Annotated in this window: 25 protein-coding genes; 14 read left to right on the top strand and 11 right to left on the bottom strand. The window is 56.2% G+C overall.

Annotated elements, in window-relative coordinates; all coding sequences use genetic code 11:
* The coding region (locus RTM06_RS08820; protein ID WP_312181494.1) for a DUF1176 domain-containing protein at positions 1-540 on the bottom strand (540 nt) is incomplete at its 3' end.
* A gap of 488 nt (positions 541-1,028) precedes the next feature.
* Here RTM06_RS08820 and RTM06_RS08825 point away from each other — a divergent pair.
* Genes RTM06_RS08825 through RTM06_RS08860 form a run of 8 tightly spaced genes read left to right on the top strand, consistent with a single transcriptional unit; the run spans position 1,029 to position 8,955 of the window.
* Positions 1,029-1,859, top strand: coding sequence for a DeoR/GlpR family DNA-binding transcription regulator (locus tag RTM06_RS08825; RefSeq protein WP_256697060.1), 831 nt, complete (start codon positions 1,029-1,031; stop codon positions 1,857-1,859).
* A 12-nt stretch (positions 1,860-1,871) separates the two neighbouring features.
* The gene (locus RTM06_RS08830) at positions 1,872-2,855 is read left to right on the top strand and encodes a substrate-binding domain-containing protein (RefSeq protein WP_312181497.1); all 984 of its coding nucleotides are present in this window, start codon (positions 1,872-1,874) and stop codon (positions 2,853-2,855) included.
* Between the two features lie 2 nt (positions 2,856-2,857).
* On the top strand, positions 2,858-4,363 hold the full coding sequence (locus tag RTM06_RS08835; protein WP_312181591.1) for a sugar ABC transporter ATP-binding protein: 1,506 nt from the start codon (positions 2,858-2,860) through the stop codon (positions 4,361-4,363).
* Positions 4,356-5,345 (top strand): ABC transporter permease, encoded by a 990-nt coding sequence (locus RTM06_RS08840; RefSeq protein WP_312181499.1) that lies wholly within the window; start codon positions 4,356-4,358, stop codon positions 5,343-5,345. Before RTM06_RS08835 ends, RTM06_RS08840 begins: the two co-directional genes overlap by 8 nt.
* A gap of 16 nt (positions 5,346-5,361) precedes the next feature.
* Positions 5,362-6,411, top strand: coding sequence for an ABC transporter permease (locus RTM06_RS08845; RefSeq protein ID WP_312181501.1), 1,050 nt, complete (start codon positions 5,362-5,364; stop codon positions 6,409-6,411).
* The gene (alsE, locus tag RTM06_RS08850) at positions 6,411-7,103 is read left to right on the top strand and encodes a D-allulose 6-phosphate 3-epimerase (protein WP_061717928.1); all 693 of its coding nucleotides are present in this window, start codon (positions 6,411-6,413) and stop codon (positions 7,101-7,103) included. Before RTM06_RS08845 ends, alsE begins: the two co-directional genes overlap by 1 nt.
* Positions 7,100-7,993, top strand: a complete 894-nt coding sequence (gene alsK / locus RTM06_RS08855; RefSeq protein ID WP_258143727.1) for an allose kinase — start codon at positions 7,100-7,102, stop codon at positions 7,991-7,993. Before alsE ends, alsK begins: the two co-directional genes overlap by 4 nt.
* Positions 7,993-8,955 (top strand): ribokinase, encoded by a 963-nt coding sequence (locus RTM06_RS08860; RefSeq protein WP_312181505.1) that lies wholly within the window; start codon positions 7,993-7,995, stop codon positions 8,953-8,955. Before alsK ends, RTM06_RS08860 begins: the two co-directional genes overlap by 1 nt.
* Before the next feature lie 84 nt (positions 8,956-9,039).
* Here RTM06_RS08860 and nudK read toward each other — a convergent pair whose 3' ends face one another.
* From nudK to RTM06_RS08900, 8 genes are all read right to left on the bottom strand, one after another.
* Positions 9,040-9,618, bottom strand: coding sequence for a GDP-mannose pyrophosphatase NudK (gene nudK / locus RTM06_RS08865; RefSeq protein ID WP_061717931.1), 579 nt, complete (start codon positions 9,616-9,618; stop codon positions 9,040-9,042).
* Positions 9,619-9,785: 167 nt separating this feature from the next.
* Entirely contained in the window at positions 9,786-10,370 is a 585-nt protein-coding gene (gene napC / locus RTM06_RS08870) for a cytochrome c-type protein NapC (RefSeq protein ID WP_293792738.1), read from the bottom strand.
* A gap of 7 nt (positions 10,371-10,377) precedes the next feature.
* The gene (gene napB / locus RTM06_RS08875) at positions 10,378-10,809 is read right to left on the bottom strand and encodes a nitrate reductase cytochrome c-type subunit (protein WP_007890846.1); all 432 of its coding nucleotides are present in this window, start codon (positions 10,807-10,809) and stop codon (positions 10,378-10,380) included.
* An 11-nt stretch (positions 10,810-10,820) separates the two neighbouring features.
* Positions 10,821-13,307 (bottom strand): nitrate reductase catalytic subunit NapA, encoded by a 2,487-nt coding sequence (gene napA, locus RTM06_RS08880; protein WP_312181511.1) that lies wholly within the window; start codon positions 13,305-13,307, stop codon positions 10,821-10,823.
* Positions 13,304-13,582, bottom strand: coding sequence for a chaperone NapD (locus RTM06_RS08885; RefSeq protein ID WP_256697064.1), 279 nt, complete (start codon positions 13,580-13,582; stop codon positions 13,304-13,306). The genes napA and RTM06_RS08885 overlap by 4 nt, the downstream gene beginning before the upstream one ends.
* Complete coding sequence (gene napF, locus RTM06_RS08890; protein ID WP_265300285.1) at positions 13,572-14,042, bottom strand: ferredoxin-type protein NapF; 471 nt, start codon at positions 14,040-14,042, stop codon at positions 13,572-13,574. The genes RTM06_RS08885 and napF overlap by 11 nt, the downstream gene beginning before the upstream one ends.
* A gap of 163 nt (positions 14,043-14,205) precedes the next feature.
* Positions 14,206-15,696 (bottom strand): L-asparagine permease, encoded by a 1,491-nt coding sequence (ansP, locus tag RTM06_RS08895; RefSeq protein WP_312181516.1) that lies wholly within the window; start codon positions 15,694-15,696, stop codon positions 14,206-14,208.
* Positions 15,697-15,991: 295 nt separating this feature from the next.
* Positions 15,992-16,264, bottom strand: a complete 273-nt coding sequence (locus RTM06_RS08900; protein WP_256697067.1) for a YdgH/BhsA/McbA-like domain containing protein — start codon at positions 16,262-16,264, stop codon at positions 15,992-15,994.
* Between the two features lie 237 nt (positions 16,265-16,501).
* Here RTM06_RS08900 and narQ point away from each other — a divergent pair, with 237 nt between their 5' ends.
* The 3 genes from narQ to acrD all read left to right on the top strand — a co-directional run bounded on the left by narQ (position 16,502) and on the right by acrD (position 22,195).
* Positions 16,502-18,190: a nitrate/nitrite two-component system sensor histidine kinase NarQ gene (narQ, locus tag RTM06_RS08905; protein WP_265300280.1), complete on the top strand. Its 1,689-nt coding sequence runs from the start codon at positions 16,502-16,504 to the stop codon at positions 18,188-18,190.
* Between the two features lie 58 nt (positions 18,191-18,248).
* The gene (locus tag RTM06_RS08910) at positions 18,249-18,884 is read left to right on the top strand and encodes a response regulator (protein WP_256697069.1); all 636 of its coding nucleotides are present in this window, start codon (positions 18,249-18,251) and stop codon (positions 18,882-18,884) included.
* A 194-nt stretch (positions 18,885-19,078) separates the two neighbouring features.
* On the top strand, positions 19,079-22,195 hold the full coding sequence (gene acrD, locus RTM06_RS08915; protein ID WP_293792723.1) for a multidrug efflux RND transporter permease AcrD: 3,117 nt from the start codon (positions 19,079-19,081) through the stop codon (positions 22,193-22,195).
* 147 nt (positions 22,196-22,342) lie between these two features.
* On the opposite strand, the gene ypfM is transcribed toward acrD, so the two are convergent.
* The gene (gene ypfM / locus RTM06_RS22765; protein ID WP_139221414.1) at positions 22,343-22,405 is read right to left on the bottom strand and encodes a protein YpfM; all 63 of its coding nucleotides are present in this window, start codon (positions 22,403-22,405) and stop codon (positions 22,343-22,345) included.
* A gap of 405 nt (positions 22,406-22,810) precedes the next feature.
* On the opposite strand from ypfM, the gene RTM06_RS08920 reads away from it, so the two are divergent.
* From RTM06_RS08920 to RTM06_RS08930, 3 genes are read left to right on the top strand one after another with little or no spacing between them, the layout of a single operon-like run.
* Positions 22,811-23,179 carry an ArsC family reductase gene (locus RTM06_RS08920; protein ID WP_008108371.1) on the top strand — a complete coding sequence of 123 codons (369 nt, stop codon included), beginning with the start codon at positions 22,811-22,813 and terminating at the stop codon, positions 23,177-23,179.
* Between the two features lies 1 nt (position 23,180).
* Positions 23,181-24,308: a succinyl-diaminopimelate desuccinylase gene (gene dapE, locus RTM06_RS08925; RefSeq protein ID WP_312181522.1), complete on the top strand. Its 1,128-nt coding sequence runs from the start codon at positions 23,181-23,183 to the stop codon at positions 24,306-24,308.
* Positions 24,309-24,329: 21 nt separating this feature from the next.
* Entirely contained in the window at positions 24,330-24,518 is a 189-nt protein-coding gene (locus tag RTM06_RS08930) for a YpfN family protein (protein WP_008108368.1), read from the top strand.
* Positions 24,519-24,564: 46 nt separating this feature from the next.
* Here the strand turns inward: RTM06_RS08930 and ypfH are convergent, their stop codons facing one another.
* Positions 24,565-25,260, bottom strand: a complete 696-nt coding sequence (ypfH, locus tag RTM06_RS08935; RefSeq protein ID WP_256697071.1) for an esterase — start codon at positions 25,258-25,260, stop codon at positions 24,565-24,567.
* Positions 25,261-25,286 lie beyond the last annotated feature (26 nt).

The raw sequence follows: 25,286 nt of genomic DNA on the forward strand, positions 1-25,286 counted from the left end.
TTGCGGCGGCACATCCCACTGCACGCGGTCGCCACGCTTCACCCAGGCGCTGGCACCGTTGACGCGGCCCTGCACGTCATCCATCAACAATAACGCTGCCTTCATGCCGCTGAGCGGAATGGTGGCGTTGGCTTTGTAGGTCAGTTGCAGATTTTGCGCATCCAGCGTCTGCGCCAGAAACTCGTCGATGGCGATAGCATTGCTGGTCGCCAGATGATGCGGCTCCACCGTCCAGTGTTTGAGATCCGGCGTCAGACGGCGTTGATCAAGCAGCAAATTATCCTTGAGCGGGCCGCCAGGCAGCTCACCGCTGTAGGCGCTGCCGTAATCGATGCGCAGTAAGGGGCGATCGTTGACGCCAGCATGACGTGAAATCGTCATCACTAAGCCGTTGTCACCGGGAAAACTGCGTGCCACGCAAAAAGCCGCATTGTTACAGGTCAGTTGCCAGTCAGAAAATGACTTTTGCAGTGGCTGAGCCTGTACGCACGCGACAAAAAGAAAGGGCAATAAAAGCAGTAACTTCATCCAATACGACATCAAAAAAATCGGTCCCCAAATTCCTGGAAAGAAAATAATAGCGCAACGGGAACGCTGTCAGCAGGCCTAAACTGTGAGCCGGCCCTAAAAGCGGGGTCAACCGCTGAAAAAGACATCACCTTGTGGCAATGGGTATTGGATAACGCAATGGCTCATCATCCGTTTTGACCGATTCCTGCTCAATCGGATTCGTCGCACTCTTGTTGGCGCATCACAAAACGGTCAAATACACACAAACGGGCATAAACAGTCATGCTAGGTTAATTCCATGTTGCGGCTATGCAACGCGCGTAGAACGCGGATTTCGCGACATTAGGCGCTTTTATGTGAAGTGCGTCACTTAATTTTGATAACCAGACATCTCATTTACATTAAAGAAAGATCAAGATCACTCTAATCAGCTAAGGCGTATTGGTGACTGTGGACTCGTGCGCAGCCCACACTTTCCAAATGCGCTATCCAGTAATTTATATCCATCGGAGGTTAGTATGTTGCCGATTGAAAGACAGCAGCGAATTATTGACGAATTAAATGTAAATGGTCGGGTCATTGTCGCTGAATTAGTCACGTTATGTCAGGTTTCACAAGAAACCATTCGGCGTGATTTAACTCAGCTGGAGAAACGTGGTCTGTTACAACGCAGTCACGGTGGTGCGGTACCAGCAAAACGACAGGCCGCTAACATTCAGGGAAATACAAGAGGCGTTAACGAGTATGAATTATCTTTCCGCCAGAGAATAAATGAACACGTTGATGCCAAGATGGCGATTGCCAAACGCGCACTCGATTTCATTAGCCCTGGCGATTGTCTATTACTCGATAGCAGCACCACTTGCTGGTATTTAGCGCGACAGCTGCCAGATATTGAATTAACGGTATTAACCAATTCCATCAGGATTGTGCAAACCCTTGCGGCGCGAGGCAGCATCCGCACCATCTGTCTGGGGGGAGAATATTCTGACCGTTATGAAGATTTCCACGGCGTGGTCGCCGAGCAACCGCTCAGGGAATTTCAGATCAATAAGATCTTTTTTTCCTGTAGCAGTTTAGGCAATGACGGTTATTTACGCGAAGGTAACGAAAACAACGCACATTTAAAACAGCAAATGTTATTAGCAGCGGAAAGAAAACATCTGTTGCTGGACGGCAGTAAATTCCTGCGGCCCTCATTCGCGCGTATTTGTCATTATCGCGATGTGGACTTTCTCATTACTGACCAATTAAAAGACAAAGAGCTGGAACAAGAATTAGCGTGGAACGGCGTCAATATTATTGATTGCTCCCAGCGCAGCCATTCTATGCAGCTAATAAAAAATTAAATCGGAGTCTTTATGAAAAAACATCTTATCGCCTGTTCTCTGCTCGCCCTGTTTGCCGCCTCCGGCGCGCACGCTGCTGACAAATTACGCATGGGCATCGTGGTGAAAATTGGCGGTATTCCGTGGTTCAACGCCATGGAAGCGGGCATCAAGAGTGAAGCGGCGAAACGCGGCATTGACGCGTGGATGGTGGGCCCAACGGCGGCCGATCCGGCTCTGCAGGTGCGTGCTATCGAAGATTTGATCGCCCAGAAGGTCGACATCATTGGCGTGGTGCCGAATGACCCGAAAGTGCTGGAGCCGGTGCTGAAGCGCGCCCGTGATGCTGGCATTGAGGTCATCACCCACGAATCGCCGGATCAGAAAGGCGCCAACTGGGACTTCGAACTGGTGGATGCGCCGACGCACGGCATCAACCATATGAAAGCGCTGGCGAAATGCATGCATGAAGAGGGCAAGTACGCCATGTACGTCGGCAGCCTGACCGTGCCATTGCATCAGCAGTGGACCGATGCGGCGTTGAATTACCAGAAAGAACACTATCCGAAGATGCAGATGGTCACCGACAAGTTTGGCGTCGGCGAATCGCTGGATGACTCGATTCGTACCACCAACGAGCTGATGTCCAAATACCCGGATTTGAGAGGGATCATGGCCTTTGGTTCACAAGGCCCGATTGGCGCCGGTCGTGCGGTGATGAACCGTAACAAAATTGATCAGGTATGCGTGATTGGTGCCTTCAGTCCTGGCCAGGGCGCATCGCTGGTGCAGCACGGTGCAATCAAAGGCGGCTACATCTGGAACCCGCAGACCGCTGGCGAAGTGTTCGTACGTATCGCCGACATGATGCAGAAGAAAGAGCCAATCACCGACGGAATGACCATCGAGGGTTTGGGCAAAGTGAAAGTTGATGAGGCGACCCACACCATCCTCGGCAACAACACCGAAAGCCTGGACAAAGAGAACCTGCCAAAACTGGTGAAAATGGGGCTGTAATGATGAAAGAGGTGATCCCACAGACGCTGATTGCGCTCGACAACCTGTCGAAAACATTTGGTGGCAACCGCGCACTGAGCGATATCTCGCTGACCTTACTGGCTGGCGAAGTGCACTGTCTCGCTGGCACCAACGGCTGTGGCAAGAGCACCTTAATCAAAGTCATTTCCGGGGTGCACGCCCCGGATAGCGGCAGCCGCATTACGCTGGGCGAAGGCCCAAGCTTCCCGCGCCTGACCACACGTCAGGCGCGTGACTTCGGCATCCAGGTGATTTATCAGGATCTGTCGCTGTTCCCCAATCTCAGCGTGGCGGAAAACATCGCCTTCGAGCACAACCTGAGTAGCCTGCTCGGCTGGCACCGCAAAGCCAAACTGCGTGAATCGGCGCAGCGCATCATTGATGAGCTGAAGTTTGACCTCGACCTCGATGAAAAAGTGGCATCGCTGTCGATTGCCGCCCGCCAGCAGGTCGCGATTTGCCGTGCGCTGGTCGCTGAAGCGCGGCTGGTGATCATGGATGAGCCGACTGCTTCATTGACGCGCACCGAAGTGAATCAGCTGCTGCGCACCGTGCGTTACCTCAAAGACAAAAACATCTGCGTGGTGTTTGTCAGCCATCGTCTGGATGAAGTGCTGGAGATTTCGGATCGCGTGACGGTGATCCGCGACGGCCGCAAAATGGGCTGCTGGCCCGCCAAAGCGATGACGCCGCACCATCTGACCGAACTGATGACCGGCCTGAAACTCGACTATCAGCTAAAAACGCCGACGCGCAATGACGATCGCCTGATCCTCGAAGTCGAAAAGCTGACGCGCGCCGGACAATATCACGACGTTAATTTCAAACTCTATCAGGGCGAAGTGCTGGGCCTGTGCGGCCTGCTGGGCTCTGGCCGTACCGAACTGGCGCTGTCGCTGTTTGGCATGACCAAGCCCGACAGCGGCAAGATCTGGCTCGACAGCAAACCGGTGCGCTTCCGTGGACACGAGGACGCGATCAAAGCCGGTATCGGCTACGTCTCCGAAGATCGCTTAACGCTGGGTTTGGTGCAGCAGCAATCGGTGGCCGACAACATGGTGCTGCCGATCCTCGACAAACTGCAAAACCGTTTCCACCTGATTGACGAATACCGCAAAAATAAGCTGATCCTGCAGTGGATTCAGCAGCTTGGCGTGCGCGTAGCCGATCCCAATCTGGCAATCTCCACGCTCTCCGGCGGCAACCAGCAGAAAATCGTGCTGGCGAAATGGGTGCTGACCCAGCCGCGCATCCTGATCCTCGATTCGCCCACGGTTGGCGTGGATGTCGGCGCTAAAGCCAGCATCTATCAGCTGATTCATCTGCTGGCGAAGGAAGGTTTGTCGATCATCCTGATTTCCGACGAAGTGCCCGAGGTTTGGTACAACTGCGACCGCATCCTGCACTTCCGTGATGGCACCGTTCATGCCGAATACCAACCCGATACCGTTGAGCAACAGCAGCTGGCGGAGGTGATTAATGCCTGATTTTTCTCGTTTACGTCCGAGCTCCAGCCAGGGCTGGCTTGCCTGGGTTTTGCTGGCGTTCATCGTGTTTTTCTCTGCCGCCAGCGACCAGTTCCTGACGGTGCAAAACCTGCTGGATCTGGCGGAAAGCTACGCCGTGACCGGCATCTTCGCCCTCGGCCTGTTTGTGGTGCTGGTTACCGGCGGCATCGATATCTCCTTTGCTGCGGTGGCGTCGGTGGTGCAATACCTGATCGCCTCGCTGTTTGTGCAGTTCCAGTTTGATAACGCCCTGCTCAGCATTCTGCTGGCGGTGGTATGCGGCACGCTGTTTGGCGTGATCAACGCCCTGCTGATTACCTCGCTGCGCGTGGTGTCGATCATCATCACCATCAGCATGCAGTCGCTGCTGTTCGGTCTGTTGATGTGGGTAACCGGCGGCAAAAGCCTCTATTCGCTGCCGGACTGGTGGATCACGCTGCGCAGCGTGCTGCCCTTCAACTGGCAAGGCAACAGCTTCCAGATTGGATTGCCGCTGGTGACCATGCTGGTGATTGCCGGACTCACCGCGCTGCTGCTGAACAAAACCAATCTTGGCCGCCAGCTGTATGCGGTAGGCGGCGATGCGGAATCGGCGCGCCGTATCGGTATTCGCGTGGGTCTTATTCATGTCTTTGCTTACGGCTGGCTGGGTGCGATGGCGGCGATTGGCGGCTTAGTGCAGGTCTATCGCATGGGTGAAGTGGTGCCGAATGCGCTGGTCGGCGGCGAGCTGGATGTGCTGGCGGCCACGGTGCTGGGCGGTGCCAGCCTGATGGGCGGCAAAGGCACGGTGAGCGGCACCTTAATGGGCGTGTTCCTCATCGCCATTCTGAAGAACGGCCTCAACCTGATTGGCGTCTCCAACTACTTCATGAACATCGTGGTGGGCGGCGTGATCATGGTGGCCATCGCCGTGACTCACTACAAAAAACGTAAAGAAACTGATGTCAGTTTCGTCTAACGGAAGGCGCATTCACATGAAATCACTCTCTGCTCTGCGTCCGGACGGCACCAATATCGGCCTGATGCTGCTCATTGCGCTGGCGCTGGCGACCTTCACCATCATGCTGCCGGGCCGCTTTCTCACGGATTCGACCTTTATGAGCATGGCGTTCCAGTTGCCAGAGCTCGGCTTGCTGACGCTGGCGATGTTTATCGCCATTCTCAGCGGCGGACTGAATCTGGCGATCATCGCCACCGCTAATCTGACGGCGCTGTTTATCGCCTGGACGCTGATGCGCGCCCTGCCCGCCGATGCGGGAACCGGTATGCAACTGTTGTGGCTGTTCATCGCCATCATCGGCGCGATGCTGATTGCCGCGCTGATTGGCGTGATTACCGGCGTGATGGTAACGCGCATCGGAGCGCACCCGATTCTGGTGACGCTGGCGACCATGATGACGCTGAACGGTATCGGCATCTGGCTCACCAAAGGTGCGGCGGTCAGCGGCATGCCGTCGGTGGTGCAGGCGCTCGGTTCCAACACGCTGCTTGGTGTTCCGCTGCCGCTGTGGGTGTTCCTGATTGCCGCCGCGCTGCTGGCGCTGTTCCTCGGCAAAACCCGCGCCGGTAATTGCATCTATATGGGCGGCAGCAACATCAACGCCACCTGGTTTAGCGGCATCAACACCCATCGCATGGTGATTCTGGTGTACGTCATCTCCAGCCTGCTGTGCGTGTTGGCCGGATTGATCATGATGGCGCGCTTCAACTCGGCGCGTATGGGTTACGGCGATGCATATCTGCTGCTGACGGTGCTGGCGATCATCCTTGGCGGCACCGATCCCAACGGCGGCTTTGGTCGCGTGACTGGCGTGGTGCTGGCGCTGATCGCCCTGCAAGTGCTCTCCACCGGCTTCAACCTGATGAATATCAGCCAGCACGTCAGCCTGGCGATGTGGGGGGCGGTGCTGATTGTGGTACTGGCCTTCAAACAATTTAAAACCCGCTTTAACGAACATCGTGCCGTCAAACTCAGCAAGCTGGCCGCGGCGCTTAACCCTTTGACCGAAAAAAAGGAAGTATGATGCGTATTCAAGTCTCCCCGTCGTTGATGTGTATGAATCTGATGGAGATCAAGCACCAGCTCGCCGTGCTGGACTCCCGCGCCGACTTCCTGCACATCGATATTATGGATGGTCACTACGTGAAAAATATCACGCTGTCGCCGTTCTTTATTGAGCAGATTCGCCCGTTCACCAAAGTGGCGCTGGATGTGCATTTGATGGTCGAGCAACCCACCGATTTCATTGAAGTGATTGCCAAAGCCGGCGCGGATTACATCTGCCCTCACGCCGAAACCATCAATCGCGATGCATTCCGCGTGATCAACATGATCCGCAGCTTCGGCAAGAAAGTTGGCGTGGTGCTCAACCCCGCGACGCCGGTCTCCTTTATCCATCACTACATTCATCTGGTGGATAAGATCACCGTGATGACGGTGGATCCGGGCTATGCCGGACAACCGTTTATTCCGGAAATGGTGCAGAAGGTCCAGGAGCTGAAAGCGCTGAAGCAGGCCAACGGCTATCAATACCTGATTGAGATCGACGGTTCCTGTAACACCCGCACTTACAACACGCTGGTTGGCGCGGGCGCAGAAGTGCTAATTGTTGGTACTTCCGGTTTGTTCAATATTCACGACGATCTGGAAACCGCCTGGAATATGATGCGCGAAAGCATTGATGAGGCTCAGGGATTGGCGCAGGTATCCGCATGAAAAAATGCTGGCTCGGTATCGACATTGGCGGCACCGGCACACGTCTGCAGCTAATGGAAGCAGGCCGCGTTTGGTCGAGCTTCCGTAAAGTGCCGACGGCCAGCTGGGCGCAGCAACCTGATGCGCTGAGCGCGTTGGGCGAGTTAATCAGTGAAACGCTGGAGCAGCAGCCGGTCAGCGGCGTGATGCTCGGATTGCCTGGCATTCTGAGTCGCGACCGCCAGCAGGTGATTTCGCTGCCATTTATTCAGGCGCTGGATCAGCAACCGGTTGCCGCGCTGCTCACCGAACGTCTTGGCGTGCCGGTAGCGATGGACAAAGATGTTAACCATCTGATGCTGTGGGATTTACTGCAGCTGGAGCAGCTGCCAGACAGCGCAGTAGGTTTGTATCCCGGTACCGGCATGGGCAACAGCTTGTGGATCAACGGTCAGTTTTATCATGGTCAGCACGGCGGCGCAGGTGAGCTTGGTCATGTGCCCGTTGCCGGCAACGATCTGCCCTGCCCATGCGGCAATCGTGGCTGTGCGGAAACCGTCACTTCCGGCCACTGGCTTAGCCGCTGGGCGAGCGCCAACGTGCCGGAGACCAATATGTCGGTGCTGTTTACCCAGCATCGCGAGCATCCGGAGCTGCAGGCTTTTGTGCAGCGTCTGGCGCAGTTGATTGCCACCGAGATGAACATCCTCGATCCGGAATACCTGATTCTCGGCGGCGGCGTGCTGGCGATGGCGGACTTTCCGCTGGCGCAGTTGCGCAGCCAGATTCAGCAGCATCTTCGTCCACCCGCCACGCGCGACGGTTTGAAGATCGTGTTTAGCCAATCCACCGATCACACCGGTTGTCGCGGTGCCTGTTTAGCCGCCGAACGTCTGTTCAGGAGTGCGTGATGAAAGGAAAAGTGTGTGTGTTTGGCTCGTTCAACCTCGACGTGGTCGCGGTGATGAACCGCTTTCCGATGCCGGGCGAATCGCTCACCGCCCATACCAGCATGATGGGACCGGGCGGCAAAGGTGCCAATCAAGCCACGGCCGCGCTGCGTGCTGGGGCACGCGTGCACTATATCGGAAAGATTGGTAATGATGACTTCGGCATGTTTGCGCGTCGTCATCTGGAAAAGACCGGTTTCGATGCTATCACCTTGTTTACCTGCAAGGAGAAACCCACCGGCAATGCGCTGATTTACGTTGCCGGTGACGATGCCGAGAACATGATTTCGGTCTATCCCGGCGCAAACACCACGGTAACTGCCGCCGAAGTGACGCGCTGCCAACCCACCGTTGCCGCCGCCGATATTTTGCTGGTGCAGCTGGAGAATAATCTCAGTGCCATTCAGCGCATGATCGACAACGCGCGCGCTGGCGGCACCTTTGTGATTATGAATCCCGCGCCGTGGCAGAAAGTCACTGATGCGCTGCTGGCGAAAGTGGACTTGTTGACGCCGAACAGCACCGAAGCGATGCAGCTAACCGGCGTGAAAGTCACCGACTTCGCCAGCGCGCAGCAAGCGGCAGAAAAGCTGCATCGTAAAGGCGCGCGTCAGGTGATTATTACCTTGGGGGTTTCCGGCGCGTTGCTTTCGGTAGCCGGGCAGCCGCCGCTGCGTATTCCGCTGTTCCCGGCGCAGCCGCTGGATACCACCGGCGCGGGCGATGCGTTTAACGGCGCACTGGCGGCGCGGCTGGCTTCTGGCGATGAACTGCCGCAGGCAGCGCTATTTGCTTCAGCTTACGCTTCGCTGTGCGTGGAACGCTCCGGTGCGGCTCACTCGATGCCCTCTTACGCCGAAGCGCTGGCGCGGTTGCAGGCGTATCCGGAGTGTATGCCGGAAGCGTTGGGAGAATTGGTATAATCCTGTGCGGTAATGGACAAGGTCGGCATAAATGCCGACCCTACGGGTGTTGTAGGGTCGCCATTTATGGCGACCTGGCCAAATTTACGGCTTTAACCACCCGGCAATCTGCGCATGCTGCAACAGCATAATGGCTTTGCCGTCACGAATGCGGCCGTCTTTCACCATCGCCAGCGCTTCCGGGAAACTCAACTCCAGCACGGTAATCTCTTCATCCTCAACGCCACCGCCGTTGTTGGCGCGCTGCGCATCGCTGTATTGCGCGGCGAAGAAGTGGATCAATTCGGTGACGCCGCCCGGTGACATATAGACTTCGTAGAGTTTCTCCACCTTGCCTACCTGATAACCGGTCTCTTCAATCGCTTCTTTGCGAATGCACTCTTCCGGCGAGTCGTCATCTAGCAGCCCCGCGCAGGTCTCAATCAGTTCGCCACTTTCATTGCCATTCACATAGGTGGCAATGCGGAACTGGCGCACCAGCAGAACGCTATTTTTTTCAGTGTTGTACAGCAGGATGGTGGCGCCGTTACCGCGATCGTAAACTTCGCGCTTATGACGCACGACTTCGCCGTTGTTGCGGGTGAGTTCGTAGGTGAAGTTGCGCAGCACAAACCAGTTTTCTGACAGCAACTTGTCTTTGATGATGTTGATCTTTAACGACATAACCGCTCCACTGCTAAATTGAGGGAGCCTGAGATAATAGGCCGAAGCGGCGGGGAAAACTATCTGAATTGTGAGGATGGTGGAGGTATAAAAAGGAGGTCGCCATAAATGGCGACCCTACGGGGGAAACACGCTCGAACGTAGGGTTGCCATTTATGGCAACCGGTTCAAAAACCGTTTGGCTGATCTTTCATATCCGGCAGATGGTGCGCGATACCTTTGTGGCAATCGATACAGGTTTTCCCTTCCTCAATCGCCTTGCTGTGCATCTTCGCGGCCACGGTTTTCTGCGCAGTGAAATCCATATAATCAAAGTTGTGGCAGTTACGACACTCCTGCGAATTGTTGTTTTTCATCCTGCGCCACTCGTTTTGCGCCAGCTTGATGCGATGATCCTCGAACTTTTGCGGCGTATCGATGATGCCGAAAATCTTGGCATACACCTCTTTGCTCGCCTGGATCTTACGCAGCATTTTCGGGCCCCACTCGTGCGGCACATGACAATCCGGACAGGTGGCGCGCACGCCGCTGCGGTTGTTGTAGTGCACCGTCTGCATATATTCCTGATAGACGTTATTGCGCATCTCGTGGCAGCCGATACAGAACTGCTCACGGTTGGTCATCTCCATCGCGGTGTTGAAGCCGCCCCAGAAAATGATGCCGCCAGCAAAGCCCAGAATCAGCAAGGTGCCGAGCGCCAGACGACTTGGACGTCGCCACCAGCGCCAGATGCGCAGAAGTTTCTCTTTCATCATGTCCTCACTTACCGAAGCCGTCAGCCGGTTTGAAGGTGTTTTCCACCACCGGTTTGGCATCGGTTTGCGGAACGTGACACTGCAGGCAGAAGTAGCGGCGCGGTGACACGGTGCTGCTCACCAGACCATCGCGATCGGTGAAGTGCGTTGGGCTGACGCGCGGCGCGCCGGTAGTGAGATAGCTCTGCGTGCCGTGACACTGCAGGCAACGGTTAACATTTTTCGTCACCTGATAGCCATCTACGCTGTGCGGGATCACCGGCGGCTGATTCACGTAGTTCAACGGCTTGCGGCTCTGCTCTTTGGGCTGATGAATAGTGCCCTGCTGCGTGGCCGTCACTTCCGGTGACTGGTTGAGATCGACGCCGTTATTGGCGTAAACCGTGCCGCCCAGCATCAGGGCGGCCAAAGTAACGAGTGTGATTAAGGGTTTCATTGCATCCTGCCTTAAATTTTAACCAGCTTGACGGCGCATTTTTTGTAATCGGTCTGCTTCGACAGCGGATCGGTGGCGTCCAGGGTGACGTTGTTGGCCAGCACGCCCGCATCAAAGAACGGCATAAATACCAGACCTTTTGGCGGCTGATTGCGACCGCGCGTCTCCACGGTGGCAAGGGTTTCACCACGACGCGATACCACGCGGACCTTCTCGCCGCGACGGAAATTGCGCTCTTTGGCATCCAGCGGATGTATATAGAGTAGCGCCTGCGGCACCGCACGATGCAGTTCCGGCACGCGACGCGTCATGGTGCCGGTATGCCAGTGTTCCAGTACGCGACCGGTACAGAACCACAGGTCATACTCTTCATCCGGCGATTCCGCTGGCGCTTCGTAGGGCAGCGCGAAGATGGTGGCTTTGCCATCCGGCTTGCCGTAGAAACGCACGCCTTCACCGGCTTTGACGTAGCTGTCGTATCCTTCGCGATAGCGCCAGCGCGTCTCTTTGCCGTCGACAACCGGCCAGCGCAGACCGCGCGCCTGATGGTAAACATCGAACGGCGCGAGATCGTGGCCGTGACCGCGACCAAAGCTGGCGTACTCTTCGAACAGGCCTTTCTGGATGTAGAAGCCAAACTCGCGCGCTTCATCATTCAGCTGGTCATCTGCCACTTCACTCAGCGGGAACTGATTGACCTGGCCGTTGGCGTACAGCACATCAAACAGCGTTTTGTCGCGCAGCTCAGGATTCTGCGCCAGCAGCGCTTCCGGCCACACTTCAGCTACTTTGAAACGTTTGGAGAAGTTCACCAACTGCCACAGATCGGATTTCGCATCGCCCGGCGCTTTCACCTGCTGATGCCAGAACTGGGTGCGACGCTCGGCGTTGCCGTAGGCGCCCTCTTTCTCCACCCACATCGCGGTAGGCAGAATCAGGTCAGCCGACAAGGCGCTGACGGTGGGATAGGGATCGGAAACCACGACGAAGTTGCGCTCATCGCGCCAGCCCGGCATACGCTCCTGCGTCAGGTTCGGACCGGCCTGCATATTGTTGTTACACATCACCCAATAGGCGTTGAGCTTGCCATCTTTTAGCGCGCGATCCTGCGCCACGGCGTGCAAACCAATTTTGGCTGGCACCGTGCCCTGCGGCAGCTTCCACAGCTTCTCGGCGGTGGCGCGGTGTTTGTCATTGTTGACCACCATATCCGCAGGTAAACGGTGGGCGAAAGTACCGACTTCACGCGCCGTGCCGCACGCCGACGGCTGGCCGGTGAGCGAGAACGGACCGGTGCCCGGCCGCGAAATTTTGCCGGTCAATAAGTGCAGGTTGTAGCATAGGTTATTGGCCCACACGCCGCGCGTATGCTGGTTGAAGCCCATGGTCCAGTACGACACCACGTTAACTTTCGGGTCGGCATACAGCTCGGCGAGTGCGATCAGCTGATCTTTCTCCACGCCGCTCATTGCGCTGGCTTTTTCCACCGTGTACTCAGAGACAAACTTTGCGAACTCGTCGAAGCTCATTGGCGTAGATTCGCCGCTGTCTGGGTTCTTCGCCGCAGCCTGACGCGGATCGGTGGGACGCAAGCCGTAACCGATGTCAGTCACACCTTTGCGCAGCGTCACGTGGTTCTGTAGGAAGGTTTTATCGACCTTGTTGTTCTGAATAATGTAGTTGGCGATGAAGTTGAGGATCACCAAATCGCTCTGCGGCGTGAACACGATCGCGTTATCGGCCAGCTCAAAGCTGCGATGACGATAGGTCGAAAGTACCGCCACTTTGACGTTGTCATTGCTAAGACGACGCGCGGTGATACGTGACCAGAGAATCGGGTGCATCTCCGCCATGTTCGAGCCCCACAGCACAAAGGCGTCGGCCTGCTCGATATCGTCGTAGCAGCCCATCGGTTCATCCATACCGAAGGTGCGCATAAAGCCGACCACCGCCGAAGCCATGCAGTGACGCGCGTTCGGGTCGAGGTTGTTGGTGCGGAAACCGGCTTTCATCAGCTTGGAGGCCGCGTAACCTTCCCATACCGTCCACTGGCCGGAACCGAACATGCCGACCGAATCCGGGCCGTTGGCTTTCAGCGCCGCTTTGAACTTCTCTTCCATGATGTCGAAGGCTTGATCCCAGCTGACCGGCGTGAACTCACCCTCTTTGGCATATTTGCCGTCGGTCATGCGCAGCAGCGGCTGGGTCAGGCGATCTCTTCCGTACATGATCTTCGGCAGGAAATAGCCTTTGATACAGTTCAGACCACGGTTCACTTCGGCCTGCGGATCGCCCTGCGAAGCCACTACGCGGCCATCCTGGGTGCCGACCAGCACGCCACAGCCGGTGCCACAGAATCGGCACGGCGCTTTTTCCCAGCGAATCGGCGCAGCCAGCGAGGTCGCGGCTTTGGTCACGGTAGGAATGGTGAGTCCTGCAGCCGTGGCAGCAGCAGCCGCCGCATTGACCTTCATAAAATCACGACGACTTATACTCATGATGCTTCCTTACAAGGTTCTTCAATTTCGTCTTGCTGGTGATACACCAGCGATACCGCCAGCACGCCAGCGATGTTGCGGCTCTCTTCAATATTGCGCAGCAGCGCGGCGCTATCTGCCGCACCCAGCGTCACCGCCAGCGTGCCGCGCGTGGCGTCTTCGGCAGCGATATCGCAATCGTCAAAGGCCAACAGCGCACTTTTCACGGCGGGAATCGACGCCGGGCGCGCCTGAATCACCAGGCCGCAGACGTGCCAACTGTGTTCATGGTTCATGATGTAATCCTGTGGCTGAGACCGGGCAAGGCGCGATGCAGGCGCCGCAACCGGTGCAATGCTGCGGAAGGGTTTCAGGCTGTGCGATGCCGTTCGGCATCAAATGGAAACGGATGGCTTGCTGTTCGCAACTCTCCTGGCAGCTGCGGCAATTCACGCCAAGAAAGGTGATGCAGCGGTTGTCGATGCGAATGCGTTGCGGAAACGGCTCGGTTTCACGCGCGTGGAACAACGGCTGCGGGCAAGCCTCTGCGCAGGCGGCGCAGAACGTGCATTCACCCTGCAGAAAATCGAGGTGCGGTACTTCACCGGCAGCCAGGCGGATGATGTGGGTTTCGCAGGCAGCCACGCATTTGCCGCAGCCATCACAACCGTTCTCTCCCCGCCACCACGGCAAAGCGATGCCGTCAGCAGACGCTACGCGCTGCCCGGTAAAGAGTTCACGTCGCGACAGCGCCATCGGTTCACCTTAAACGGGGGAAAGAGAGATGGTGCGTAAAATAACCTGACGCTAATGAGGGCTATATCACCCCAAAGGGGTAAATCCCGACGTGGGATCAAGTGAAGGGGAATTGAAATAAAAACGGGGGCCAAAAGGCCCCCGCAGATGAGAATCGCTGTGATTAGCGCGGTGAATCTTCCGCCAGCGTATCGTGATTCTCAGCATGATGTTCATGCTCTTTCTGCGCTTCAGCATGCACGCGTTTGCGCACGCCAAACCAGCCCAGCACCAGAATCACGGCAATTAACGGAATTGAGGCAATGGTGTAGGTGCCGTTTGGATAGTCAAACGCCATCAACACCAGCACGCTCGCCAGGAACAGCAGGGTCAACCATGAAGTAAACGGCGCCCACGGCAGTTTGAAGCTGACATCGTCTGCCTTGCCTTCTTTAATCGCTTTGCGCAGACGCATCTGGCACACCACGATAAAGCCCCACGACGAAATGATGCCGAGCGAAGCAACGTTCAGAACGATTTCAAATACCTGTGAAGGCACGTAGTAGTTGAGTACCACACCAAATATGTATACACCGATGGTCACTAAAATACCGGCATACGGCACCTGCTGTTTGCTCATCTTCGACATGAACTGCGGTGCTGAACCGCCCATCGACATCGAACGCAGGATACGACCGGTAGAATACAGACCCGAGTTGAGGCTCGACAGCGCAGCGCTCAGCACCACAATGTTCATCACGCTACCGATGTAAGGCACGCCAAGTTTAGAGAAGAAGGTCACGAACGGGCTTTGTCCGGCCTGATAGGCATTCCACGGCAGCAGCAGCACCAGTAACACCACCGAACCGACGTAGAACAGGCCGATACGCCAGATCACGCTGTTGATGGCTTTCGGCAGCATGGTTTTGGGATCTTTACACTCGCCTGCTGCAGTTCCCACCAGCTCAATCGAGGCGAAGGCAAATACCACGCCCTGCACCAACACCAGCGCTGGCAGCAAACCGTGCGGGAAGAAGCCGCCGTTATCGGTGATCAAGTGGAATCCTGTGGTGTTACCGTCGAGCGGCTTACCACTTCCCAGGAATATCGTTCCCACAATCAGGAACGCCACAATCGCCAGCACTTTGACCAGTGCGAACCAGAACTCCATCTCGGCGAACCACTTCACGCCGATCATGTTCATGGTGCCGACAATTGCCAGCGCGCCGAGCGCAAACACCCACTGCGGCACATCGCCAAACGCGCCCCAATAGTGCATATAAAGTGCGACGGCGGTGATATCGACGATACCGGTCATCGCCCAGTTGACGAAGTACATCCAGCCCGCAACGTAAGACGCTTTTTCCCCAAGGAATTCACGTGCATAAGAAACAAAGCTGCCGCTGGAAGGACGGTGTAATACCAGTTCGCCCAACGCACGGAGGATAAAGAAGGAGAAGATACCGCACACCAGATAAACCAGCGCCAGTGCAGGACCGGCCATTTGCAGGCGCGCGCCAGCACCGAGGAACAGACCGGTACCGATTGCACCGCCGATGGCGATCATTTGTACCTGACGGTTACCCATTGCTTTTTGGTAACCGCTGTCGTGCGAGTTGAGCCAGCGTCTTTTCGCAGCGCGTTGTTCGGCTGCGGTTTTTTTAGTTGATTTCATAGCCATCCTGTTTGTCCTGACCATCAATCACCGCCAAACCAAACGATTGCGTAGGGCGGTGCGAAATGGGGTAAAAACCCGGCGTCACGCGGCGGAACGATGTCGCGTGGCGGGGTGGGAATTTACGGCGATGAATCCTACCCGTTCTGCAAGAACGAAGCAAAAAATACCGCCAGGCTGCACAAGATGAATTGTAATAATCCGTCGCGGTGCACAAAAAAACCGGTCAGAGGGCTGACCGGTAAAGGGATGGCTACAGGGATAACGACTACTACAGGGTTACTACTGGAGGGAATTAACGGTAAATCTCTGCGGTGCCGCTCCACAGGCTGGAATCCCCTGGGGTTTGTACACCAATCACGCGATAGCCGCTGGCACCTTGCTCCTGCGCTTTCTGCGACAGATGGCGCGTTGCATCATCCAGCGTACCGCGTACGCCGCTGATGGAAACGGTGCCCGCGCTTTGCAGGTTTTGCGCTTCTGTAGCGCTTACGGGCTGGGCTGCCAGCGTCGAGAAACTTGCGGTGGCAAGCAGTGCAGCAGTCAGAACGGCATAACGTCTCTTCATGTGATGCTCCTGTTGTCTTCCGTTAAGGGTTACAGGACTCATTATCACGCAGGGAATGAAAACCAGGTTGAGCAAGCCGTAAAGCCGTTTAATAATTCGCCAGCGAAACGCGAGTTACTTAGGGAAAGGTAAAGAGAAAGGGTTTTATCTGCTAAAAGTAACCTGATGTGACGAGATCGAACTCGCCGTTATCGCACGGCTGCCCTATAATCCCACGCTCTTATAAGGGTTATTATTGTGATTGTGAAACGTCCCGTTACTCGAACCATTGCCCGCGCACTCAGCGTGATTGTGCTGCTGTCGCTGTTGACCACCGGGCTGGCGCTGATGACGCTCTCCAGCAGCCTGCGCGATGCCGAAGCGGTGAATGTCGCCGGATCGCTGCGTATGCAGATTTACCGCCTGGCGTGGGACAGCACGCGCGATCCGCAGCAGCTGGAACATCACATTCAACTCTACCGGCAAACGCTGGAATCCCCGGCACTGCAACATCTGGAGCGCGCGTGGGTGCCGCTTGAAGTGAGCAGCCGCTATCGCTATCTGCATGACAGCTGGCCGATGTTGCAGGAGACCTTGCAGCCCGAGCGCGCGCAAATCTATCAGCAGCGTGTCGCGGGCTACGTTAGTGAGATCGACCGCTTCGTGCTGGCATTGCAGCATTATGCTGAACTGAAAATGCATCTGGTGGCCGCCAGCAGCCTGTTTGGTTTTCTGGCGATTGTGGCGCTGGCGCTGTGGACGATTCGCTTTATCCGCCGCAACGTCGTGCGGCCGCTCAACGCGCTGGTGACCGCCAGCCAATATGTTGAGCAGGCGAATTTCGCTTTTCCGCCGCTGCCGGTGCAACAACCCAATGAACTGGGTGTGCTGGCGCAGGCCTTCACCACCATGGCGGAACGGCTGCATTCGCACTATCGCCTGCTGGAGTGCGCGGTGCGGGATAAAACCGAAGATCTCACGCAGGCCAATCGCACGCTTTCCCTGCTGTATGAAAGCTCACAAATTCTCACCAGCAGCCCACCCAATCCCGAACTGTTTCAGGGATTGCTGCGTCTGGTGCAGCGGCGTGAAGCATTAACGGTGCTGCAAATTGTCAGCGAGGGGATTGAGTTTCAGGCCGGTGTGGCGGCGGATGATTTAAGCTGGCAGCGTTTGCCATTAATGCAGGAAGAGCAGCGGCTCGGCGAACTGTGCTGGCAAACCCGCCGCGCACCGCCCGCCGACGAACTGATGCAGAGCCTGGCGAACATGCTGGCGCGCGCGCTGTGGATTTGGCAGACGCAAAAACAGTATCAGCAGATGCTATTAATAGAAGAGCGCGCCACCATTGCGCGCGAATTGCACGATTCACTGGCGCAGTCGCTCTCTTTCCTGCGCATCCAGCTGGCTTTGCTGCGGCGTAATGTCGATGAGTCGCAACCGCAGGCGCTGGCGATTATCGCTGATTTTGATCGCGCGCTTGCCGAAGCCTATCAGCAGCTGCGCGAGCTGCTGACCACTTTCCGCCTGACCATCGAACAGGCCGATTTGGTGCAGGCGATGCAGGCGATGATTGCGCCACTGCAGGAGCAATCGCAGGCGGCCATCGACTTCGATTATCAGCCCGGCTTGCAGATGCTGGATGCCCAGCAGCAAGTGCATGTGCTGCAGATTGCGCGTGAAGCGCTGCTCAACGCGATTCGTCATGCGCAGGCGAAAAATATTCAGATTCATTATCAGCGTGTCGCTGATGAGGACCACCTGCTGACCATTGAAGACGATGGCTGCGGTATCAGCAGCCTTGAAGAACCGCCGGGACATTATGGTTTAACCATCATGGCGGAACGCGCCGCACGATTATCCGGCACGCTGATGATTACCCCGCAGGCGCAAGGCACGCGCGTGACGCTGCGTTTTCCGCCGCGCCCGGCGCATCGGCTGAGTTAACAATGAGCATGAGGTCGCCATGAATGGCGCCCCTACGAGATTAAAAACTGGAGAGATTATGGCTAACCCTTCCCTGACAATTATGATCGTTGATGATCATCCGCTGATGCGCCGTGGCATTCGCCAGCTGCTGGCGCTGGAGCCTCGGCTGGAAGTGGTGGCCGAAGCCAATAACGGCACCGAAGCGCTGGCCGAAGCGCGGCGTTTATCGCCGGATGTCATCCTGCTCGATCTCAACATGAAAGGCATGTCGGGGCTGGATACGTTGAAAGCGCTGCGCAACGAAGGCATCGCCGCGCGCATTTTGGTGCTGACGGTTTCTGATGCGCGCAATGATATCTACGCGATGGTGGATGCCGGCGCCGACGGCTATTTGCTAAAAGACAGTGAACCTGAACTGCTGCTGGCGCAAGTGATGCGCGGCGCAAAGGGTGAAAACGTGTTTAGCGATGCGGTGGCCGATTATCTTGCAACTCGTCAGCCAACGTCGAATCCGTTCAAACAGCTGACGGAACGCGAGCTGGATGTGCTGCAGGAAGTGGCGCGCGGATTATCGAATAAGGAGATCGCCGCCACCTTGCATATCTCCGAAGAGACGGTAAAAGTGCACATTCGCAACCTGCTGCGCAAGCTGGATGTCCGTTCGCGCGTTGCTGCGACGGTGCTGTGGCTGGAGAGTCGACGACATGTGTAATCGCGCACATAAAATCATCACGACATTCACACTTTCTCCATAATTTACTCACGATTCTCTAATTTGCTCAGCGTAAAGTACTTTCAGCAGGCGTTTTCGTTAGAGGACCTTGCACTCCGCCAGCGTGACGCCATCCGCGCATCGCGCTCATCATAATAAAAGTAAAAAATACGCAGTTGAGGAGTGTCGGTTACATGTCGAATTTTTTTATCGACCGCCCCATTTTTGCCTGGGTTCTGTCTATTTTGCTCTGCCTGTGCGGCACGCTGGCAATCATCTCGCTGCCGATTGAGCAATATCCCGACCTCGCACCGCCCAACGTGCGTATCACCGCCAACTATCCCGGCGCATCCGCAGAAACGCTGGAAAACACCGTCACGCAAGTTATCGAACAGAACATGACCGGCATCGATAATTTGATGTACATGTCCTCCAACAGCAGCAACACCGGCCAGGCCCAAATCACCCTTACCTTCACCGCCGGCACCAATCCCGATGAAGCGCGTCAGCAGGTACAAAACCAGCTGCAAAGTGCGCTACGCAAACTGCCCGCAGCGGTACAGTCACAAGGCGTGACGGTGAATAAAACCGGTGATAGCAACATCCTGATGATTGCCTTCGTCTCTACCGACGGAAGTATGGACAAACAGGATATTTCAGATTATGTCGCCAGTAACATTCAGGATCCGCTCAGCCGTATCGATGGCGTCGGCCAGGTTGATGCTTACGGCTCGCAATATGCGATGCGCATCTGGCTCGATCCCAACAAATTGATTGCCTACGCGCTGACCACCGAAGACGTTGTGAGCGCGATTGAATCGCAGAACGCGCAGGTGGCGGTGGGTCAGGTCGGCGGATTGCCGTCGGTGGACAAGCAAGCGCTCAACGCCACGGTAAATGCGCAGTCGATGCTGCAAACGCCTGAGCAGTTCAAAGCGGTGACGCTGAAAACCAACAGCGACGGCTCGGTAGTGACGCTCGGCGATGTGGCGGATGTGGCGATGGGCGCGGAAAAATATGACTTCCTCAGCCGCTACAATGGTCAGGCGGCATCGGGACTCGGCATTAAGCTGGCTTCCGGTGCCAATGAGATGAACACCGACAAACTGGTGCGTGCGCGCATTGCTGAGCTTTCGCACTACTTCCCACACGGGCTGGAAGCCAAAGTCGCCTACGAAACCACGCCGTTCGTTAAGGCCTCAATTAAAGACGTGGTAAAAACCCTGCTGGAAGCGATCCTGCTGGTGTTCCTCGTGATGTATCTGTTCCTGCAAAACTTCCGCGCCACGCTGATTCCAACCATCGCAGTGCCGGTGGTACTGCTCGGCACTTTTGCGGTGCTCTACGCCTTTGGTTACAGCATCAACACCTTGACGATGTTTGCGATGGTGCTCGCCATCGGTTTGCTGGTGGATGACGCCATTGTGGTGGTGGAAAACGTCGAGCGCATCATGAGCGAGGAAGGTCTTTCGCCGCGCGCCGCCACGCGTAAATCGATGGGGCAGATTCAGGGCGCGCTGGTCGGTATTGCGCTGGTGCTGTCGGCGGTGTTTGTGCCGATGGCGTTCTTTGGCGGCACCGTCGGCGCCATCTATCGCCAGTTCTCGATCACTATCGTTTCGGCGATGGTGCTGTCGGTATTGGTGGCGATGATTCTGACGCCTGCGCTCTGTTCCACGCTGCTGAAACCGCTGGAGCAAGGTCATCATCACGGTCGTCGTGGCTTCTTCGGCTGGTTTAACCGCACCTTCAACGCCAGCGCGGAACGTTATGAGCGCGGCGTCGCCAAAATTCTGCGCAAAGGCGGTCGCTGGCTGCTGCTCTATCTCGCGATTATCGGCCTGATGGCGTTCCTGTTTATCCGTCTGCCCACCTCGTTCCTGCCGCTGGAAGATCGAGGCGTGTTCCTGACGCAGGTGCAATTACCTGCCGGTGCAACGCTGGAGCAAACCTCGAACGTGGTGGCGAAGGTCGAGAATTACTACATGACCCAGGAGAAGGACAATGTGGTCTCGGTGTTCTCCACCATCGGTGCGGGTCCCGGCGGTAACGGCCAGAACGTGGCGCGCCTGTTCGTTCGTTTGAAAGATTGGGAAGAGCGTCCGGGCAGCGATCGCACCTCTTTCGCCATCATTGAGCGCGCAACCAAAGCCTTCCACAAGATCAACGAAGCGCGCGTTATCGCCAGCAGTCCACCCGCGATTACCGGCATGGGCAGTTCGTCTGGCTTCGATATGGAGCTGCAGGATCACGGTGGCATCGGCCACACGCAGTTGATGGCGATGCGCGATAAGTTACTGGAGCTGGCCGACAGCAATCCGGCGCTGTCGCGCGTACGTCATAACGGCCTCGACGACAGCCCGCAGTTGCAGATTGATATCGACCAGCGCAAAGCGCAGGCGCTGGGCGTTTCGCTGGATACCATTAATGACACCTTAACCACCGCATGGGGTTCAACCTACGTCAATGACTTCCTCGATCGTGGCCGCGTGAAGAAAGTCTACGTGCAGGCAGCGGCAGAGTTCCGCATGCTGCCGGAAGATGTGAATAAGTGGTACGTGCGTAACAGCAGCGGCGGCATGGTGCCCTTCTCCGCCTTCGCCACCAGCCACTGGCAGACTGGTTCGCCGCGTCTGGAGCGTTACAACGGTTACTCCGCACTGGAGATTGTCGGTGAAGCGGCGAACGGCGTCAGTAGCGGTACAGCGATGGACGTGATGGAAAAACTGGTTGGGCAGCTGCCGCTCGGCGTCGGCTTCCAGTGGACCGGCGCATCCTATCAGGAACGCTTATCCGGTTCGCAGGCGCCCGCGCTGTATGCGATTTCGCTGCTGGTGGTGTTCCTGTGTCTGGCGGCGCTGTATGAGAGCTGGTCAATTCCGTTCTCGGTCATGCTGGTTGTTCCGCTCGGCGTCGTGGGTGCGCTGGTGGCAACCTGGATGCGCGGGCTGGAGAACGATGTCTATTTCCAGGTGGGCTTGCTTACGGTGATCGGCTTGTCGGCGAAGAATGCCATTTTGATTGTCGAGTTCGCCAATGAGATCAACAGCAAAGGGCGCGAACTGATGGAGTCGACGCTGGAAGCGTCACGTCAGCGCCTGCGCCCGATCCTGATGACTTCTCTGGCGTTTATCTTCGGCGTGCTGCCGATGGCGATCAGCAGCGGTGCGGGTTCCGGCAGCCAGCACGCGGTAGGTACCGGCGTAATGGGCGGGATGATTTCCGCTACCGTGCTGGCGATTTTCTTTGTGCCGTTGTTCTTTGTGGTGGTGCGCCGCCGCTTCCCGCTGAAAGAGAAGCCGCACGATTAAACACGCCATTCCGCTGCGTGTATTTCTTCGGTCGCCATGAATGGCGCCCCTACAAAAAAAGCCGCCATGAACGTCATGGCGGCTTTATTGTTGTGTGTGGTAAGAATTACAGCAAGTTGGGAAATGCCCTGCTTTTGTCTTCACGCGTTACTTGTTGCGTAACATCGCTTCGATGAATTCTTTCCAGTTTCCCATTTCGGTGTCGACCATAAAAATCCTCTCTTATTGTAGCGGCAATTCTACGCCGTTTTTTTCTACAGGTGAATACGTTTCCACCTGTTATCACTATCGGCAAAAGCGTCGAAAATCTTCAATCTGCAGAAATTGCGTACTGACGCACATTTCAGCAACTCTATAATGCGTCAGGAAAAATGCCTGACTTAAATCGCATAGCAGAAAATGGCGATTAGGATAATCCTTAGTGGCTTAATGATGTCGCAGGCAATTATTGAGTGCGTAAGTGAAAGCGCTTCCTGGCCCTAAGTAATAAGTTTTATAACGGCAAAAGGGTCATGAAAAATACCTGAATCAGGCAGGCTTTCGCCGTCAGCGCTCACAGCCCTTAGAGCGCTGTGGTAAACTCGCGCTTTATTTTTTACTAAACGGGAATAAGCGATGACAGCGCAGTGGGTGATGTACGGAATTAAAAATTGCGACACGATTAAAAAAGCACGCAACTATTTAGCGTCTTCCGGTATCGACTACTGTTTTCATGACTATCGCGTGGATGGCATTGATGACGCGTTGCTGCAATCGTTTATCGATCAGCTCGGTTATGAGGCGCTGCTCAACACGCGCGGTACCACGTGGCGCAAGCTGCCGGAAGCCGAACGCGATGCGGTAAACGATGCCGCCAGCGCCAAAGCGGTGATGCTGGCGCAACCTGCCATCATCAAGCGTCCGGTGTTAGCCGCTCCGAATGGCGATCTGCTGGTCGGCTTCAACGATTCCCTTTATTCCGCCTTTATCCAGGAGAAGTCATAACATGTTCTGTCCGGTTATTGAGCTGGCTCAGCAGCTTATCCGTCGCCCGTCTCTCAGCCCGGATGATGCCGGTTGTCAGGCGCTGCTGATTGCGCGTCTGGAAGCCATCGGCTTCAGCGTTGAGCCGATGCACATTGGCGATACGCTGAACTTTTGGGCGACGCGCGGCCAGGGCGAAACGCTGGCGTTTGCCGGTCATACCGATGTGGTGCCGCCGGGCGATGCCAACCGCTGGATCAGCCCGCCGTTTGAACCGAGCATCCGCGATGGCATGCTGTTTGGTCGTGGCGCGGCAGATATGAAAGGCTCGCTGGCAGCGATGGTGGTGGCAGCGGAACGCTTAGTTGCCACTAATCCGCAGCATAAAGGTCGTCTGGCGTTTCTGATTACCTCCGATGAAGAAGCCAGCGCGGTTAACGGTACGGTGAAAGTGGTTGAACGCCTGATGGCGCGCAACGAACGCATGGATTATTGCCTGGTCGGCGAACCGTCGAGCACCGAGATCGTGGGTGACGTGGTGAAGAATGGCCGACGCGGCTCGATGACTGCGAATCTCACCATTCACGGCGTGCAGGGCCACGTGGCCTATCCGCATCTGGCGGATAATCCGGTGCATCGCGCCATGCCGGCGCTGAATGAGCTGGTGGAAACCGTGTGGGATGAAGGCAATGAATTTTTCCCGCCGACCAGCATGCAGATCGCCAACGTGCAGGCCGGCACCGGCAGCAATAACGTAATTCCTGGCGAATTCTTTGTGCAGTTCAACTTCCGTTTCAGCACCCAATTGACCGATCAGATGATCAAAGATCGCGTGGCGGAGCTGCTCAATCGCCATCAGCTGCGCTACACGTTGGAGTGGAATGTTTCCGGTCAGCCGTTCCTGACGTCACGCGGCAAGCTGGTTAATGCCGTGGTAAACGCCGTGGCGCACTATAATGAGATTAAGCCGCAGTTACTGACGACCGGCGGCACCTCCGATGGGCGCTTTATCGCGCGCATGGGTGCGCAGGTGGTGGAACTGGGCCCGGTGAACGCCACCATTCATAAGATCAATGAGTGCGTGAAAGCGTCAGATTTGCAGATGCTGAGCCGTATGTATCAGCGCATCATGGAACAGCTGATCGCCTAAGCGCGCAGAAGGAGAAAGGGGATGGAATTCTTTAAAGAGTACTGGTGGATCCTGGTGATCCTGCTGATGGTTGGTATTTTGATGAACGTTTACAAAGACCTAAAACGTATCGATCATAAAAAATTCATGGATAACAAACCGACGTTACCGCCGCATCGTGATTTCAACGATAAATGGGATGACGAAGACGACTGGCCGAAAAAGAAATAACCTCCATATCGCTAACGGCGCGAAAATCGCGCCGTTACGCTTTCTGCTACATCATCATCACCACATCATCATCGCCCGGCCTGGCACCACTTAGCGCCTCATCGAAGTAACGACGCGGTACGGTATAACGCAAATGATTTAGCGCCAGCTCCATGCTGCGATCGTTAATCGCGTGCGGTAAATCTTCCACCACATCCAGCGTGACATCGCCGCCCAAGGACATCAGACGTTGCTTCGCCTCTTCGGCCCGTTGCAGCGGGACCTGTTCGTCGTAATCACCGTGAATCAGATGAATGGTGTTGCGCGTGCTGGCCCGCAGCGGCAGCGTGGCATAGCGACCGCTGAAGACAATCGCGCGTCCGGCTAAATCCGGCTGCGCTTTTATGCCTTCCAGCACCATGATGCCGCCCTGTGAAAAACCCACCAGCGCCGTTGCTTCGGCACGCACGCCGCTCTCCTGCTGCCAGTGACGCACCGATCCCACGAATTCAGGCATGATCGCATCCACGCCCTGCTGTTCCGAACGATCGTGTGGCGGAATATCGGCAAACCACTGACGTCCTTGCGGCATGCTGCCCGCGTAAGGTGCGCCGACCGACACCACCAGCGCCTGCGGGAACGCCTTCGCGAACCAGCTGCCAATCTGCGCCATTGAATCCGGGTTGTCGTTGATGCCGTGATACAGCAGGAACAGCTGTGCTGCACTGCTGGGTTGCTGAACAATTACATATCGTAGTGCCATAAGATCCTCCTCACATCACTATACGC

The organism is Pantoea sp. CTOTU46764, from assembly GCF_031974595.1.
Classification (GTDB): domain Bacteria; phylum Pseudomonadota; class Gammaproteobacteria; order Enterobacterales; family Enterobacteriaceae; genus Pantoea; species Pantoea trifolii.